At 63.9% G+C, this 16,370-nt stretch carries 16 protein-coding genes and 1 pseudogene; 8 read left to right on the forward strand and 9 right to left on the reverse strand.

What is annotated here, in order from left to right:
* Positions 1-33: 33 nt before the first annotated feature.
* Both IVB19_RS04950 and IVB19_RS04955 read left to right on the forward strand, forming a co-directional pair.
* Complete coding sequence (locus tag IVB19_RS04950) at positions 34-2,214, forward strand: PAS domain-containing sensor histidine kinase (protein ID WP_018453463.1); 2,181 nt, start codon at positions 34-36, stop codon at positions 2,212-2,214.
* Positions 2,207-2,572 (forward strand): response regulator, encoded by a 366-nt coding sequence (locus tag IVB19_RS04955; protein WP_018453464.1) that lies wholly within the window; start codon positions 2,207-2,209, stop codon positions 2,570-2,572. Before IVB19_RS04950 ends, IVB19_RS04955 begins: the two co-directional genes overlap by 8 nt.
* A 168-nt stretch (positions 2,573-2,740) precedes the next feature.
* On the opposite strand, the pseudogene IVB19_RS04960 reads toward IVB19_RS04955, so the two are convergent.
* Positions 2,741-3,276 (reverse strand): annotated as a pseudogene (locus IVB19_RS04960) (REP-associated tyrosine transposase).
* A 66-nt stretch (positions 3,277-3,342) separates the two neighbouring features.
* A complete protein-coding gene (locus IVB19_RS04965) occupies positions 3,343-3,972 on the reverse strand; it encodes a hypothetical protein (RefSeq protein WP_018453465.1) in 630 nt (209 codons plus the stop codon).
* A gap of 152 nt (positions 3,973-4,124) precedes the next feature.
* Between IVB19_RS04965 and purD the strand changes: the two genes are divergently transcribed.
* Positions 4,125-5,408 carry a phosphoribosylamine--glycine ligase gene (gene purD, locus IVB19_RS04970; RefSeq protein WP_247821051.1) on the forward strand — a complete coding sequence of 428 codons (1,284 nt, stop codon included), beginning with the start codon at positions 4,125-4,127 and terminating at the stop codon, positions 5,406-5,408.
* Positions 5,409-5,579: 171 nt separating this feature from the next.
* Positions 5,580-6,485, forward strand: a complete 906-nt coding sequence (locus IVB19_RS04975; RefSeq protein ID WP_026232536.1) for an alpha/beta fold hydrolase — start codon at positions 5,580-5,582, stop codon at positions 6,483-6,485.
* Here IVB19_RS04975 and IVB19_RS04980 read toward each other — a convergent pair.
* Positions 6,482-6,940, reverse strand: coding sequence for a nucleoside deaminase (locus tag IVB19_RS04980; protein WP_039798664.1), 459 nt, complete (start codon positions 6,938-6,940; stop codon positions 6,482-6,484). The genes IVB19_RS04975 and IVB19_RS04980 overlap by 4 nt on opposite strands.
* Before the next feature lie 120 nt (positions 6,941-7,060).
* Between IVB19_RS04980 and IVB19_RS04985 the strand changes: the two genes are divergently transcribed.
* Positions 7,061-9,154 carry a pseudouridine synthase gene (locus IVB19_RS04985; RefSeq protein ID WP_247821052.1) on the forward strand — a complete coding sequence of 698 codons (2,094 nt, stop codon included), beginning with the start codon at positions 7,061-7,063 and terminating at the stop codon, positions 9,152-9,154.
* 2 nt (positions 9,155-9,156) lie between these two features.
* Entirely contained in the window at positions 9,157-9,711 is a 555-nt protein-coding gene (gene rsmD, locus IVB19_RS04990; protein ID WP_018453470.1) for a 16S rRNA (guanine(966)-N(2))-methyltransferase RsmD, read from the forward strand.
* A 9-nt stretch (positions 9,712-9,720) separates the two neighbouring features.
* Here the strand turns inward: rsmD and mutL are convergent, their stop codons facing one another.
* Positions 9,721-11,532 carry a DNA mismatch repair endonuclease MutL gene (mutL, locus tag IVB19_RS04995; protein WP_018453471.1) on the reverse strand — a complete coding sequence of 604 codons (1,812 nt, stop codon included), beginning with the start codon at positions 11,530-11,532 and terminating at the stop codon, positions 9,721-9,723.
* A 264-nt stretch (positions 11,533-11,796) separates the two neighbouring features.
* Here mutL and IVB19_RS05000 point away from each other — a divergent pair, with 264 nt between their 5' ends.
* Entirely contained in the window at positions 11,797-12,114 is a 318-nt protein-coding gene (locus IVB19_RS05000; protein WP_018453472.1) for a ribbon-helix-helix domain-containing protein, read from the forward strand.
* A gap of 147 nt (positions 12,115-12,261) precedes the next feature.
* Here IVB19_RS05000 and IVB19_RS05005 read toward each other — a convergent pair whose 3' ends face one another.
* From IVB19_RS05005 to IVB19_RS05020, 4 genes are read right to left on the reverse strand one after another with little or no spacing between them, the layout of a single operon-like run.
* Positions 12,262-13,830, reverse strand: coding sequence for a GMC family oxidoreductase (locus IVB19_RS05005; protein ID WP_085350087.1), 1,569 nt, complete (start codon positions 13,828-13,830; stop codon positions 12,262-12,264).
* A gap of 29 nt (positions 13,831-13,859) precedes the next feature.
* Positions 13,860-14,408 (reverse strand): hypothetical protein, encoded by a 549-nt coding sequence (locus IVB19_RS05010; protein ID WP_018453474.1) that lies wholly within the window; start codon positions 14,406-14,408, stop codon positions 13,860-13,862.
* A gap of 38 nt (positions 14,409-14,446) precedes the next feature.
* The gene (locus IVB19_RS05015) at positions 14,447-14,842 is read right to left on the reverse strand and encodes a VOC family protein (RefSeq protein WP_018453475.1); all 396 of its coding nucleotides are present in this window, start codon (positions 14,840-14,842) and stop codon (positions 14,447-14,449) included.
* The gene (locus tag IVB19_RS05020; RefSeq protein ID WP_018453476.1) at positions 14,843-15,229 is read right to left on the reverse strand and encodes a c-type cytochrome; all 387 of its coding nucleotides are present in this window, start codon (positions 15,227-15,229) and stop codon (positions 14,843-14,845) included.
* Positions 15,230-15,654: 425 nt separating this feature from the next.
* Between IVB19_RS05020 and IVB19_RS05025 the strand changes: the two genes are divergently transcribed.
* Positions 15,655-15,843 carry a hypothetical protein gene (locus tag IVB19_RS05025; protein WP_240544164.1) on the forward strand — a complete coding sequence of 63 codons (189 nt, stop codon included), beginning with the start codon at positions 15,655-15,657 and terminating at the stop codon, positions 15,841-15,843.
* A gap of 62 nt (positions 15,844-15,905) precedes the next feature.
* Here IVB19_RS05025 and arfB read toward each other — a convergent pair whose 3' ends face one another.
* Positions 15,906-16,322, reverse strand: a complete 417-nt coding sequence (arfB, locus tag IVB19_RS05030) for an alternative ribosome rescue aminoacyl-tRNA hydrolase ArfB (protein WP_018453479.1) — start codon at positions 16,320-16,322, stop codon at positions 15,906-15,908.
* Positions 16,323-16,370 lie beyond the last annotated feature (48 nt).

A 16,370-nucleotide genomic window follows, 5' to 3' on the forward strand; every position in this document is an offset into this window, starting at 1 on the left:
CGTTCCTCTCGCCCCCGAGAGCCGGGCACCCGCATGTCGAACGTAGAAGAATTCCCACTCTCCGCCCGGCACCGCCCCACGGAGTTCGAGGCCCTGGTTGCGGCCGGCGCTGCCGCGCTCGATGCCATTCCGGGCGCAGTCTATCTCTGTGACGCGGAGGGGCTGCTGGTCGCCTATAACGCGGAGGCTGTGGTGCTGTGGGGGCGCACACCTGATGTTGGGAGGGAGCGCTTCTGCGGTTCACACCAGCTCTACCTGCTGGATGGAACTCCCCTCGCGCATGCCGACTGCCCCATGGCCACCGCCGTTCGCGCGGGAACGCCGACGCGCAATGCCGAAGTGATAATGGCGCGGCCGGATGGCTCTCGCTTCACGGCCATGGTCAACATCCGGGCGTTGCGCGACTTTTCTGGTCGCATCCAGGGCGCCATCAATTGCTTCCAGGACATCACCGGACGCAAGCAGGTCGAGGAGGAAGTCCGCCGCACGACGCAGGATCTGCAGGACTTTTTCGACAACGGCGCGGTGGGCCTTCACATCGTCAGTGGCGAGGGAATTATCATTCGCGCCAATAAGGCCGAATTGGATCTGCTTGGGTACCGGCCCGAGGAGTATATCGGGCGTCATGTCGCCGAGTTCCACGCCGACGCTCCCGTGATTGGCGATATTCTCCAGCGTCTTTCATGCGGTGAGCCGCTGCAGCGCTACCCTGCCCGGCTGCGCGCCCGCGACGGCACGATCAAGCATGTCCTGATTACCTCGAACAGCCGCATTGTGGACGGCAAGTTTGTCAACACGCGCTGCTTCACGACCGACGTCACCGAACTGCATGCTGCCGAAGAGGCACGGCAAGCAAGTGAGGCGCGGCTTGCGGCGACTTATGAGGCCGCCAGCGTCGGCATTTCGGAGACCGACGAGAACGGTCGCTTCTTGCGGGTGAATGATTCCCTCTGCCGCATCACCGCGCGCAAACGCGACGAACTGTTGGGGATGACCTTCCTCGACTACACCGATTCCAACGATCAGACCGAAGATGCCGAATTGTACGCGCGGCAAGTCCGCGGCGACATCGAGAACTACACGGTTCGCAAGCGTGTACTACGGCCTGACGGGTCCGTTCGCCATCTGGATATCTTCAGTTCGTCGGTGCGGGATTCGGAAGGCTGCTTCCTTTATGGCGTGCGGGTCGCTCAGGATGTCACCACCACCAAGCAACTGGAGGATCGCTTGCGTGAAGGCGAGCAGCGCATGCGCGATCTCCTCGAGGCGTTGCCAGCAGCCATCTACACGACGGACGCCAAGGGGCGCATTAATTTCTTCAATCGGGCTGCCGTCGAGATGGCGGGCAGAACGCCGCAGCCAGGCGACGAATGGTGTGTGACCTGGAAGCTCTATTGGCCCGACGGCTCGCCGCTGCCGCACAATGAATGCCCGATGGCTGTTGCGCTGCGCGAAAACCGGCCGGTTCGCGGTGCCGAAGCGGTGGCCGAACGTCCAGACGGCAGACGCGTGCCGTTTATTCCTTTTCCAACGCCGCTGCGCGACGCGGACGGCAATCTTGTCGGCGCCATCAACATGCTCGTCGACATTAGCGAGCGGAAGAACGCCGAGAACGCTCAAAAGGCTCTCATCGACGAACTAAACCACCGTGTGAAAAACACCCTGGCCACGGTGCAATCTCTGGCGAACCAGACCGCCCGTCACGCCGCCGATCTGCAGGAATTTCTGCCGACCTTCACGGGACGGCTGCTTGCGCTCGCCCGCGGACATGACCTGCTGACGAAGCGAAACTGGCAGGATACGCCTTTCGAAAAGCTCGTCCACGATATCGTCGCTCCGATGTCGGGCGGACGGGTGCTGACTAGCGGGCCGCACGTTGAACTAGACGCCCGCATGGCACTTAGCATCACCATGGTGCTCAACGAGCTTCTGACCAATGCGGCGAAGTACGGCGCACTCTCAGTGCCGAATGGATCAGTTTCGCTCACTTGGCGGATCAGCGCCGGCGAGCGCTCGCAAGCCGTGCTGGATTGCGAATGGCACGAACGTGGCGGACCACCTGTTACGCCTCCAAAGCGGCGCGGCTTCGGCACGCGGTTGATGGAACGTTGCGTCGAGCATGATCTCGCAGGTGAGTTCGATCTGGTATTCGAGCCGGAGGGCACTCGCTGCCGCATGGTGTTTCCCATTATGCCTGCAGCGTCCAATGGTTGAGCTGTCCGGCGCCAAGGTTCTCCTGGTCGAAGATGAGGGCCTTGTGGCCCTCATGCTCGAAGATATGCTTGAGGAACTGGGCTTGAAGGTCGTTGCCTCAGCAGCCCACGTACAAAAGGCGTGCGAACTCGCGACGACGGCATCGTTCGATTTGGCGCTCCTTGATGTGAACCTGGCTGGCGAACTTGTTTTTCCGGTAGCTCGCATCTTGCGGGAGCGAAGGATTCCCTTCCTGTTCAGCACGGGTTACGGCGGACCTCCGCTCGAGGAGGAGTTCAACAGTTCGCCCGCGATAGGCAAGCCGTTTTCTATCGATCAGTTGAACGAGAAATTGCGGGCGATTCTGGCGCTCCCATAGCAGGACGGCTTCGCGCGTTTCCTTGCGTCGGATGCCGATCCGGGCGCCGTGTGCAGGTGCCGAAAGCGAGTACGATTCTCCGGGGTCCGAGGCATCAAGGGGCCAACGCTGCTTTACTGGTACAAAGCTCGTAGGATGGGTTGAGCCCTTGCGAAACCCATCGCTTCTCTATCCCCGTTCTCCGAAATCGCGGCCGTCATCCGACTGATCGCCGGCCCAATCGGCCGGGTAATTGCCGAACTTTATGTGGCGATGAAACGAGGAGGGCGCCCAGTCACGGACTCTGTCGACGAGCCCGTGCTTGACCGGATTGATATGAACATAGTCTACATGCCGCGCGAAATCAGCTTCGTCGCGAATGGTATGCTCCCAATATCTGCTTGCCAGATGCCCCGTTCACCTTTGGCCGCGCGGCTTGGGGATATCCTCTCGTTGCGCGCCAAGCCGCGCGAAAAGGTGGATTTGATCAACTGCCAGCGCATTGCAAAATCGGCACCACCTTCTGGCAACGTCCACACCGTGTGAAGGTGATCAGGCAGCACCACGATGGCATCGATCGTGAATGGATGGCGTCGGTGCGTTTCACGAAACGCCGTGCGCAACAACCCGATATGATCCGTCAGCAACGCTAGCTTCCGCTCCGCCAGGTTGACCGTGAAGAAGAAGCACCCACCCGGAAGAAAGTTGCGGCGGTACGCGGTCATGACGGGACGTTACCACGAAACAAGTGCGATGGGTTTCGCAAGGGCTCAACCCATCCTACGGGCTGCTTACGGTACAAGGTGAGCGTAAAATGGGTCCGTTAGAGCGACTGCGTGGATGGTTTTCAACTGGGTTACTGCCACCGGCGCAATGCCCGCGTTCCGAAGGAGCGAGAGGAGCATCAAAAACTTTGCGTGCGAAATGCGATTTGGAAGTGAAGTGTTGTGAGCAACGATGAACTTTCTGATGGCTGTGAAGCCAGCAACGGTATTAGCAAGCTCGCGGTGAAGCTGCGTTACACTTGAGGTAGCAAAGCCCCCTGCCTTGCGAAGTATTGCCTCAAACTTTGATTGAAGCGGAGAGCCAACAAATCTGGAAAACATTCCTGCGACTAATCGAGTGAGATGCTCGTTGCTTCCCCACATGGAGGCCTTCGTGTCAATTATTGCCATGAGTTCATCGTTCGATGAGTACTTCGAAGCAAGCCAGATTTGGGCATACAAGCTCCATATAGACGAAGAACCGAGACCACTTAGCGTTTGTTTGATGTGTCCACGTACCCAACTATTGTCCGGCAAACGTGCCGCCACAATGGCACTGGCGATTTCGACAAGGGACGCGTCATCTACGAGATGGCCATCTTGAAGGATTTGGGTAAGCAAGTTGAGCTTGAGAGCAGGAGAGCCGGTCAATCCCATCGCTGGTCGTCTGCGTATGGTCCCGATGAATTCGGGCTCGCGCCTCAGCGGCGAGCGCTGGAATGACGGGGAGTTCGGGCGCCGCCCCCTTGAGCCCGGCCCCGATTCGTGCGACCTCCGCCCCCAGCAAATCCCTCATTTCTGAGCCCTCGATGCACATTCTCCTGCTTGGTTCCGGCGGTCGCGAACATGCCCTGGCGTGGAAGATCGCGGCCTCTCCCCTGGTGACCAAATTCTGGTGCGCGCCGGGCAATGCCGGGATCGCGCGCGAGGCGGAATGCGTGGCGCTCGATGTCGCCGACCATGCCGCCGTGATCGACTTCTGCAAGACGAATGCGGTCGAGCTCGTGGTGGTCGGCCCGGAGACGCCGCTGGCGGCCGGTATCGTCGATGACCTCACCGCCGCCGGCATCAAGGCGTTCGGGCCGGACAGGATCCCCGCCCAGCTCGAAAGCTCGAAGGGCTTCACCAAGGCGCTGTGCACCGAGTTCGGCATTCCGACCGGCGCCTACAAGCGATTCACCAACGCCGCCGATGCGCGTGCCTACGTCCAGAGCCAGGGCGCGCCGATCGTGGTCAAGGCCGACGGTCTTGCCGCCGGCAAGGGCGTCGTCGTCGCCAAGTCGGTGCGCGAGGCGGAGGACGCCATCGCCATGATGTTCGACCGCACCTTTGGCGAGGCCGGCGCCGAGGTCGTGATCGAGGAGTTCTTGCCGGGCCGCGAGATCAGCTTCTTCGCGCTGTGCGACGGCGAGACCGCCATTCCGCTGGCCTCCGCGCAGGACCACAAGCGCGTGTTCGACCATGACGTCGGCCCGAACACCGGCGGCATGGGCGCCTATTCGCCGACGCCGCTGGTCACGCCGGCGATCCATGACGCGATCATGGCCAAGATCATTCTGCCGACGGTATCAGGCATGAAGCAGCGCGGCACGCCGTTTCGCGGCATTCTCTACGCCGGGATCATGCTGACGACGCAAGGGCCAAAACTGTTCGAGTTCAACGTCCGCTTCGGCGATCCCGAGTGCCAGGTGCTGATGCTCAGGATGATGTCGGACATCGTGCCGGCCTTCCTCGCCGCCTGCGACGGGCAGCTGAAGAACTTTGACCTGCGCTGGCATCCGGAGGCCGCGCTCACGGTGGTGATGGCGGCAAAGGGATATCCCGGCGATTACCAGAAAGGCACGCGGATCGAGGGGCTCGATGACGCCGCCAAGGTCGAGACCGCCGAGATCTTCCACGCCGGCACGGTCGAGAAGGACGGCGCCATCCTCGCCAATGGCGGCCGCGTCCTCAATGTCTGCGCGCTCGGCAAGACCGTGACGGAAGCGCAGGTGCGCGCCTACCAGGCCGTCGACCGCATCAATTGGCCGGAAGGCTTCTGCCGCCGCGACATCGGCTGGCAGGCCGTGGACGCCGAGAAGTCCAAGGGCTGACACGCTTTTTTCGCACGCGCGCGCAATTTCCGCCGTGCCCGTCGGCACTCCGAATTTGTGTAGGCGGCTGTTGGACTTAGCTACTGTGCATGGGGTTGTTTTTCGACTTTTTTGTTTTGGGGCATTCTCAAGACCGAGCAGATCCCACGCTGACAGATAAGGATGCAGAAGATGTCCGATCTCGCCGACCTCTATCCCGGCTTCGCCTCCGAATGGATCAACACCTCCTTCGGCCGCATCTTCGCCCGCGTCGGCGGCAAGGGACCGCCGCTGTTGCTGCTGCACGGCTTCTCCGAGACCAACGTGATGTGGCACCGCGTGGCGCCGCAGCTGGCCGACCGGTTCACGCTGATCATCGCCGATCTGCCCGGCTATGGCTGGTCCGACATGCCCGAGAGCGACGCGCTGCACATGCCCTACAGCAAGCGCGCGATGGCCAAGGCCATGGTCGAGGCGATGGAGCGCCTCGGCCACGTGCACTTCGCGCTCGCCGGCCATGATCGCGGCGGCCGCGTCTCGTATCGGCTGGCGCTCGATCATCCCGGCCGGCTGTCGAAGCTTGCGGTGCTCGATATCCTGCCGACCTACAATTACTGGGAGCGGATGAACCGCGCCTATGCGCTGAAGATCTATCACTGGACTTTTCTGGCGCAGCCCTATCCGCTGCCGGAGACGCTGGTCGCGAGCAATGGCGAGTTCTTCCTGCGCTTCAAGATGGCGAGCCAGACCAAATCGAAGACGCTCGATGCGATCGACAAGCGCGCGCTCGAACACTACATCGCCCCGTTCCGCGATCCCGCCCGCGTCCACGCGATGTGCGAGGATTATCGCGCCGGCGCCTATTTCGACTACGATCTCGACAAGGCCGATTTCGAGGCCGGCAAGAAGATCACCATTCCGATGCTGGCGCTGTGGGGCAATGCCGGCGTGGCGCAAGCCGCCGCCACCCCGCTCGACATCTGGAAGCAATGGGCGACCAACGTGGACGGCATGCCGGTGGATTCCGGCCACTTCCTCACCGAGGAAAATCCCGGCGTCACCGCGAAGGCGCTGCGCGAGTTCTTTGCCGCGCCTTAGCGCCGCTCGCGAAAGAAGTCCTTCAGCATCCGCGCCGACTCGCTTTCGCCGACCCCGGAATAGACATCCGGGACGTGATGGCAGGTCGGCGAGGTGAAGAACCGCACACCTGATTCAACCGCGCCGCCCTTGGGGTCGGCGGCGCCGTAATACAGGCGCCTCACCCTTGCAAACGAGATCGCGCCCGCACACATGGTGCACGGCTCCAGCGTCACGTAGAGGTCGCAGTCGACCAGACGCTCGCTGCCGATCTTTTTGGCCGCCTCGCGCAGCGCAACGATCTCGGCATGGGCCGTGGGGTCGTAATCGGTTAACGTCCGGTTCGCCGCGGTGGCGATGACCTCGTAATTGCGGACCACGACACATCCGATCGGAACTTCGCCCGCCTTTCCGGCGTTTTCGGCCGTTTTGAGCGCCAAATCCATGAAAGAGGGGGCTTTCAAGCCTCGTATCATCGCGAGAAACCTGCTAGTAGCTGCGCCTTCAGCAGAAGTGCTTGACCGAATTTGCCTGAGCATGCGGCTCGAGACGAGCGCGCACAATGCTTTCTGGCCATCCCCTGAGTGAGATTATTCATGCCTCGCGACAGCGACAAAGACAACGATTCCCGCGGCCGGCGTGATCGCGGCCCGGCCAAGGGAGGCCCGGCCAAGGGCCGGTCCGGCAAACCACGCGGGCCCGACAAGAAGTTCGCCAAGCGCGGCCCTCCCGGGGACAAAGGCGACGCCCGCCCGCCCCGCGGCGACCGCGACAGCCGTCCATCATTCCGCCGCCGCGAGGAGGGCGATGCCCCGCGCCGCGACTTCAGCGACCGCCCGAAGTTCAATCGCCAAGACCGGCCGCGTGAAGACCGGCCGCGCGGCGAGGATCGTGGCGAGCGCAGCTTCAAGCCGCGTGGCGATCGTCCCTTCAAGCCGCGTGAAGACCGTCCGTTTTCCGATCGTCCGTCGCGCGACGGCGAGAAGCGCCCGTTCAAGCCCCGTGGTGACCGCCCATTTTCTGATCGCCCCTCGCGCGATGGCGACAAGCGGCCGTTCAAGCCGCGCGGTGATCGCCCGTCCTATGGGCGTGATGACCGTCCGCCGCGCAGGGATCGCGACGATTCCCGTCCGGCCGGCCGAACCGGTGACGCGAAGTTTGGCGACAAGCGACCTTATGCGCCGCGTGGCGACCGTCCGGAACGCAAGTTCGACGGCGAGCGGAAGTTTTCGCGCGGCGCACCGGACCGCAATCGCAGCGAGCGCAGCGATTCAAAACCCTGGCAGAAGCGCGATGCGGCGCCTCGCGGCGACCGGCCGCCGCGCAAGGACTTCAGCAAGGGTCCGCGCAAGGATTTTGGCGGCAGCGACCGCGGTGGGGACAAGCCCTGGCAGAAGCGCGACGATCGTCCATCGGGTGATCGTCCGTTCCGCGAGCGCCCCAAATTCGATCGTCCTCGCGATGATCGTCCGAGGTTCGATCGCGGCGGCGATCGCCCGAAATTCGATCGTCCGCGCGAGCGTTCCGAGGGCCGTTCCGACTGGCACGAGCATCCCCGCAGCGAAGCGCGTTCCGGCGATCGTCCACGCCGCGAAAACGAGGACGAGAGCAGGATCTTCGAGAAGCGTCCGGCCTTCGGCGGTCGCGGCGCCTATCGCGAGCGCGGTCGTGATTCCGAGCGGCGGCCGCGCCGCGAGGAAGAGACCAAGCCGAAGAAGGCCGGCGAGCGTATCGCCAAGGTGCTGTCGCGCGCGGGCCTCGCCTCGCGCCGCGATGCCGAGGAGATGGTCACGCAGGGCCGCGTCAGCGTCAACGGCCGTGTCATCAATTCGCCGGCGCTCGACATCACCTCGAACGATGTCGTCACTGTCGACGGCAAGCCGTTGCCGGAGCGCGAGCGCACGCGGCTGTTCCTCTATCACAAGCCCCGCGGCCTCATGACGACGCATGACGATCCCGAGGGCCGTCCGACCGTGTTCGACAATCTGCCCGAAGGTCTGCCGCGGCTGATCAGCGTCGGCCGGCTCGACTTCAACACCGAGGGCCTGCTGCTGCTCACCAATGATGGCGGGCTCGCGCGCACGCTCGAGCTGCCGGACACCGGCTGGCTGCGCCGCTACCGTGTCCGCGCCCATGGCGACGTCACGCAGGCGCAGCTCGACGAGCTGAAGAACGGCATCGAGATCGAGGGCATCAAATACGGTCCGATCGACGCCACGCTGGAGCGTGACCAGGGCGCGAATGTCTGGCTGGTTTTCGCGATCCGCGAGGGCAAGAACCGCGAAGTGCGCAACGTCTGCGCTCATCTCGGGCTCGAGGTGAACCGGCTGATCCGGGTCTCCTACGGCCCGTTCCAGCTCGGCGAGGTCCCCGAGGGCCAGGTCGACGAGATCAAGTCCCGCGTGCTGCGCGACCAGCTCGGCGAAAAGATCATCGAGAAATCGGGTGCGCAGTTCGACGTGCCGCAGAAATCTGCCTCGCATGAGGGCGACGACGTGCCGCGCGAGAAGAAGCCGGCGACCAAGCGCGGCGTGATCAACGACCGCAAGGGCCGCCGCGTGCTGGTGCAACGCACCGGCAGCGAGGAAGCGCGCGAGCGCAACGAGGCTGAGGCGAGCGGCTACGGCCCGCCGCGCCGTCCCAAGCGCGGCTATCACGGCAAGCGCGATCTGGCGCCGAAGGAGGACTGACGTTGCGCGTCGTCGGCGGTCGATTGAAGGGGCGCAATCTGGCCTCACCGTCCTCGCGCGACATCCGCCCCACGGCGGACCGCCTGCGTGAGTCCGTGTTCAACATCCTCGTGCACGCCTATGACGATCCGATTGCGGATGCGCGCGTGCTCGATCTCTTCGCCGGCACCGGTGCGCTGGGAATCGAAGCGTCTTCACGCGGCGCGAAGTTCACGCTGTTCGTCGACAACGGCGCGGAAGCGCGCGCCCTGCTGCGGAATAATGTCGAGACGCTGGGCCTGGGTGGCGTGACAAAAGTCTATCGCCGTGATGCCACCGATCTCGGGCCTGCGCATCCGGTCGAGCCGTTCTCGCTGGTGTTCCTCGATCCGCCCTATGGCAAAGGGTTTGCGGAGAAGGCGCTTGCGAGCTTGCGCGACGGGGGCTGGCTCACGCCGGGCGCGCTGCTCGTGGTGGAAGAGGCGAAGGCTGCGCAGTTCGTCACGCCGGAAGGCTTCGAGGAATTGGAGCGGCGCGCTTATGACGACACGGAGTTCGTGTTTTTGAAGCGGCCGTAATTTCGAACGTTACCGTCGCCCGAACAGCTTCTCGACATCCGACAGCTTCAGCTCGACATAGGTCGGCCGGCCGTGATTGCACTGGCCGGAGTTCGGGGTGTCCTCCATCTCGCGGAGCAGGGCATTCATCTCCTCCGGTCGCAGCCTGCGGCCGGCGCGCACCGAGCCGTGGCAGGCCATGGTGGCGGCGACGTGCATCAGGCGGCGCTCCAGAGGCAGCGCCTCGTCCCACTCGGCCATGTGCTCGGAAAGATCGCGCAACAGGCCGCCGGCGTTGGTCTTGCCGAGCAGCGACGGCGTCTCGCGCACCGCAACCGCGCCGGGGCCGAAGGATTCGATCGCAAGGCCGAACGACGCCAGCTCCTCGCTGCGCTCGAGCAGGCGCTCCACCGTGGCCTCGTCCATCTCGACGATCTCGGGGATCAGCAGGATCTGCCGCTGCACGCCGTTGGCCGCCAGCGAGGCCTTCAGCCGTTCATAGACGATGCGTTCATGCGCGGCGTGCTGGTCGACGATGATCAGGCCGTCGCGGGTCTGCGAGACGATATAGGTCTCGTGGATCTGGGTGCGCGCAGCGCCGAGCGGGCGGTCGACCAGGTCACTGACTGGCTGGGATTCGATCCGCACGTCCGCGCTGGGTGCGCCGACATCGAACGCGGCCTGTGCGCGCTCGGCGAAGGCCGGCACGGCGGCACCGTCGAATGACGGCATCGGCGCGACCGGGGCGGATGGCGACTGGCGCCAGTCCCAGCTTGCCGGGCGCGGCGTGAATGCGGGGCGGAACGAGGACAGCGCGCTTTCGCCGCTGTTGGCGGCGGTGCGCCGGCCCTCCCGCGCAAGCCCGTCCTTCAATCCGTGCACGATCAGCGCGCGGACCAGGCCGGCGTTGCGAAACCGCACCTCGGTCTTGGCCGGATGCACGTTGGCGTCGACCTCGCGCGGATCGAGCGTGACAAACAGCGCCAGCACCGGATGGCGGTCGCGCGGCAGATAGTCGGCATAGGCCCCGCGGACTGCCCCTAGGATCAGCTTGTCGCGCACCGGGCGGCCGTTGACGAAGAGATATTGCCCGAGCGCGTTGGCTTTGGTCAGCGCCGGCGCTGCGGCATAGCCGGCGACCACCACGCCCTCGCGCTCGGCATGGACCCCGATGGCATGGCTGCGGAACTCCGCCCCCAGGATGTCGCCGAGACGGGTCAGGCGACCGGCGACGCCGGGCAGCGCCGCAGCCCAGGTCACCGGCGCGCGCTCTTCGCCCGCGAGCGTGAAAGCGATTTCGGGTCGCGCCATCGCGAGGCGCCGCACCACCTCACGGATCGCTTCCGCCTCGGTCCGGTCGGTCTTCAAGAACTTCAGCCGCGCCGGCGTCGCGTAGAAGAGGTCGTTGACCTCGACCCGCGTGCCGTGGGCCAGCGCCGCCGGCATGATCTCGGATTTCTCGCCGCCCTCGACATTGAGCGCCCAGGCGTGCGGCTCGCTGGCATGCCGCGTGGTGATGGCAAGCCGCGCCACGGAGCCGATCGAGGGCAGCGCCTCGCCGCGGAATCCGAGCGTGCGGATCTGCAGCAAGTCCTCGTCGTCGAGCTTGGAGGTGGCGTGACGCTCGACCGCCAGCGACAGGTCCCTGGCGGTCATGCCGCCGCCGTCGTCGGTGATGCCGATCCGCCGGCGTCCGCCGCCATCGGTAAAGACGTCGATCCGGCTCGCGCCGGCGTCGATGGCGTTCTCGACCAGTTCCTTGACCACGCTCGCGGGACGCTCGACCACTTCGCCGGCGGCGATGCGGTTGACGACCTGTTCGGGTAATTGGCGGACGGGCATGAAACTCGATTTTCGGCTTTGATCTTGGGCTTCGATCTGGATTCGCGGAGAACGCCATTCTAGGCCGTGTTGCGTCAAAAGCATGTGTTGGGCAACAGGAACGTGGCGGGCTGGGGAAAAGGGCTATCTATCGCATTGATGGGATTGGACGTTCGAGAAAATCGCGCAACCGGGATGGATCGATCTCCGGCTGCCGTCCCGATTGTGGGGTACCGGGCTGCGGTGTAGCATCGCGAAAAAATGGCAACAGGACGGGAGGACGCCATGTGCCATCTCTTCGCGCATCAGCCCCAAGGCGACTACGAATCCCAGACCCGCTCGTTGCGGATCGGTGGGCATTGCACCTCGATCCGGCTGGAAATGGCATTCTGGGACACGCTGGAGGAGATCGCGGCCAAGGAGAACATGAGCGTCGGCAAGTTCCTGACGACGCTCTACACCGAGGTGCTCGACCATCACGGCGAGGTCAACAATTTCGCTTCGTTGCTGCGCTGCTCCTGCCTGATCTACCGCTCCAAGACGGCAGCGCCGGTGCAGGCGTTCAAGACGACGGTTGCGCCCATCCTCGATGCAGCGGAATAGCCCTGATGTCGTCCTGGCGAAGGCCAGGACCCATACCGCGGAATCCATCAGCGATGGGCGGTATGAGTCCCGAACAACAAGCCTTCGCCGAACTCCTTCCCGGGGCAATGGGTCCTGGCTTTCGCCAGGACGACGAACGAGATTGGATCAAATTTCCTTCTTCTGCATCGCACCCGCAATGTAATCCGCCTGCCGGATCGCCAGCGAGACGATGGTCAGCGTCGGATTGCAGGCTGCGCCGCTGGTGAACTGGCTGCCGTCGGAGACGAACAGGTTCTTGACGTCGTGGCTTTGCCCGAACTTGTTGACCACACCATCCCTGGGCTTCTCGCTCATCCGGTTGGTGCCGAGATTGTGCGTGCTCGGATAGGGCGGTGTCGGATAGCTCACGGTGGCGCCGACGGCGTCGTAGACCGCAGCGCCCTGCTTGTAGGCGTGCGCGCGCATCGCGAGATCGTTGGGATGATCGTCGAAGTGCACGCTTGCGACCGGCTGGCCGAACTTGTCCTTCACGACAGGATCGAGCGTGATGCGGTTGGTTTCCTGCGCCATGTCCTCGCCGACCAGCCACATCCCGGCCATCCTGGGATAACCGTCGAGCGCGGCGGTGAACGGACGTCCCCAGGCGCCGGGGTTGAGGAACGCCGCCATGAAGGGCAGTCCGAGCGACAGCGTCTCCATCTCGTAGCCGCCGACGAAGCCGCGCTTCGGATTGTTGGCGGCCTCGTCGCGGATGATGCCGGCCATGGTGGTGCCGCGATACATGTGCACCGACTTCTCGAACACGGCATAGACGCTACCGGTCATGTGGCGCATGTAATTGCGGCCGACCTGACCGCTTGAGTTGCCGAGGCCGTCGGGGAACATCGTGGATGCGCTGTTCAACAGCAGCCGTGGGCTTTCAATCGAATTGCCGGCGACCGCAACGATGCGTGCCTTCTGGCGCTGCATTGCACCGCTCTCGTCGGCGTAAACCACGCCGGTGACTTTGCCGGCGGCATCGTGCTCGATCTTGACCGCCATGCTGGCGGGGCGAACCTCGAGATTGCCGGTCGCCTCGCCCTTGGGTATCTCGGTGTAGAGCGTCGACCATTTCGCGCCGGACTTGCAGCCCTGGAAGCAGAAGCCGATCTGCTGACAGGCGCCGCGTCCGTCGCGCGGCTGGCTGTTGATCGCCATGTTGCCGGTGTGCACCGTCTTGTAGCCGAGCTTCTTTGCGCCGGCCTCCATCACTCTGAAGTTATTGTTGCCGGGAAGTCCGGGAATGCCGTTGGTGCGGGTCACGCCCATCTTGTTCTCGGCCTTGGCGTACCACGGCTCCATCTCCGCGAGCGTGACCGGCCAGTCCAGCAGGTTGGCGCCGGGAATGTTGCCGTAGGTGCTCTTCACCTTGAACTCGTGCTCGTCGAACCGCAGCGACGCGCCAGCCCAGTGTGTGGTCGAGCCGCCGACCGCCTTGACGATCCAGGCGGGAAGACCCGAGAAGTCTTTTGCGACGCGCCATGATCCCGATGTGGTGCGCGCATCGGTCCAGGCGAGCTGCGAGAAACTCTCCCACTCGTCATTGACGAAGTCCTGATTCTCGATGCGGGGACCTGCTTCGAGAATCACGACCTTGACGCCCTTCTGTGCGAGCTCGTTACCCAGCGTGCCGCCGCCGGCACCGGAGCCGACGATCACCACAACGCTGGAGTCGTTCAGATCGAATTTTGCCATATGCGTTCTCCTGAACCGTTGGGTGAGCCTTAAGCCTTCGGCAGCCAGTCGATGTCGGCGAAGCCGCGGTTGATGTAGCCGCCGTGTTCGGCGGAGGAGCCCTCGTAGCCGAACCGCGGCCAGACCTCTTTCTGGTTGTAGAGAGAGACGACGAGGTCGCCGCGCACCTTCTGGAAGAAGTCGCTCTGCTCGATCTCCTTCAAAAGCACCACGCGGTCGGCTTCCCAGGGCACTTCGACATAGGGCGCCTTGTGGCGATCACGCGCGTTCTGATCGAGCCTGGTGATGCCGTCGCTGATTAGCGCCTTGACGGCGGGGTCCTTGGCGGCCTTTCCGTCCCACGGCTTGATCGCGGTGATGTAGTAGCTGTCGCCGAGGACGTCGTGTGGATAGATATCGCGCGCGACTTTCAGCAGCGTCTTCATCGTCGCGGGCGAAAGCGCGCTTGCCTCGTCGGCCCAGGCGCCCTCGATGCTGACGGCGACGCTGGTCGCGACTGCCGCGACCGGCACGGCGGCCGCGGCGCCCTTGAGAAAGATGCGGCGGCTGTGCCTGCTTCGACGATCGACTTCTCTCATGGCATTCCTCCTTTTATGATTTTGATTTTGTGGTTCGATCAGTTGAAACGTCCGCCGCGCTGGATCACCTCGATCTTGTAGCCGTCGGGATCGCTGACGAAGAAGAAGCGCGCCAGCGTTTTGCCGTCGTGCTTGAAGTCGCGCAGCGGACCCGGTGCGAGCTTCTCACGCTCGAAGCGGGCATGTTCGGCATCGAGATCCTCGACCACCACGGCGAGATGTCCGTAGCCGTCGCCGAGCGCATACGACTCCTTGCGATCGAAATTGACCGTCAGCTCCAACTCGAAGGGTGAGGAGGGGTGACGCAGATAGATCAGGGCAAAGTCTGCGAACTTCAGACGGTCGGTGACTTCCAGGCCAAAGGCCCGTCTGTAGAAGTCGAGCGAGCGCGCCTCGTCGAGTGCGCGGATCATGGAATGGACCGGCTTTGCCACTCAGTTCTGCTCCTTAAGAAAGGCGATGATGGCGGCGCGCGTCTCCGGCTTCGCCTGCCGGTAGACCATGACCACGCCGGGAATCACGGCTTGCGGATTGGTCAGCCATGCGTCGAGCTTCGTCTCGTCCCAGGCGAAGGCTGCTTTTGCGAGGGGCTCTGAATAGTGAAAGCCTTCGACCTTGCCGGCGGGCCGCCCGACGATCCCGACCAGCGGCGGACCCTGCCGCACCGGTTCTGACAGGTTCGTGGTGTGGCACACCGCGCATTGCTGCTTGAACAGTGTTGCGCCATCCGGCGGCTTTGCAGCCGGCAAGGGCATCTGCGCCTCGGCCACCCGCACCACCAGCACCACCGCGGTGCACAATCCCAGCACGATCGCGCGCATCGTCAAAAGTCCGCCCGTCGACGTCAATTCAGCGTGCGCAAACTCTAGGCGCGGCAAAACATGCGGTGGTAGTAGCGGGCTGTTTCGCTGCGTGCGGAGGTGCACGCGGGTGCGTTGTTCCGCGCTGCCGTATATGCGGAGGACAATTCCGCGAAACCGCCGTCAAATCCCTAAACGATCACCACACGAGACAGGTTGCATTGCGGTCGCGCCGTTCGAGCTCGTAACGCGATGGACTGGTTCGGCTCAGACGGACGGCGCATCAAGCCGCCGAACCGATCATCGCGAAAATCCAGGAGAAATGGATGAAGTTGGTGAAGACCTCCGCAATCGCATGCGCCGTCTCGGCTCTCATTGTGACACCGGTTCTCGCGCAAGGTACGTCGTCTGGCGCGAGGCCTAGCGGCGCCGTGCAAAGCAAACCCATGCAAGGCAGCACAATGGGCAGCGGCGACGAGGAGATGAGCGCCCAGCCGGGCGCGGCGGGCGAGACGACGGGCATGAAGCCGACGAAGGGCACCAGGGGCACGGTTGGCACCACGGGCAGTGCTGCACACAAAGGGACCGCCGACGATTCCGCGACGGGCGGTGCAGCCACGGGCAAGCGCTACTAGCCAATGGAGTGAGACGGCAGAACTCCGGTCGCCCTGCGGCCGGAGTTCTTTTGCAGTCTCTGCTAGTCGTCGAAACCGCGCCCGCGCTTCGACTTGATGTCGCTGCGGTGTTTCTTGCCCTCGAGCCGGCGCTGCTTGGAGCCAAAGGTCGGCTTTGTCGCGCGCCGCGGCTTCGGCCGGATCATGGCTTCGCCGAGCATCTCCGTAAGGCGGTCGATGGCGTCCTGGCGGTTGCGCTCCTGGGTGCGGAAGCGTTGGGCCTGGATCACGATGACGCCGTCCTTGGTCATGCGCTGCCCTGCGAGCCGGGCGAGGCGCAACGCGGCATCCTCCGGAAGCGTCAGCTTCCGGGTGTCGAAGCGCAATTGCGCCGAGGTCGCGACCTTGTTGACGTTCTGCCCGCCCGGGCCGGAGGCGCGGACAAAGCCGATCTCGATGTCGTCCTCGTCGATGACAAGATCGCGGGATATCCGCAGCATGGTGGCACCATTCGTGATGCCCGGACATATCCCGGACGCCCAAGTTCG

It is taken from the genome of Bradyrhizobium sp. 187 (assembly GCF_023101005.1).
GTDB lineage: Bacteria > Pseudomonadota > Alphaproteobacteria > Rhizobiales > Xanthobacteraceae > Bradyrhizobium > Bradyrhizobium canariense_D.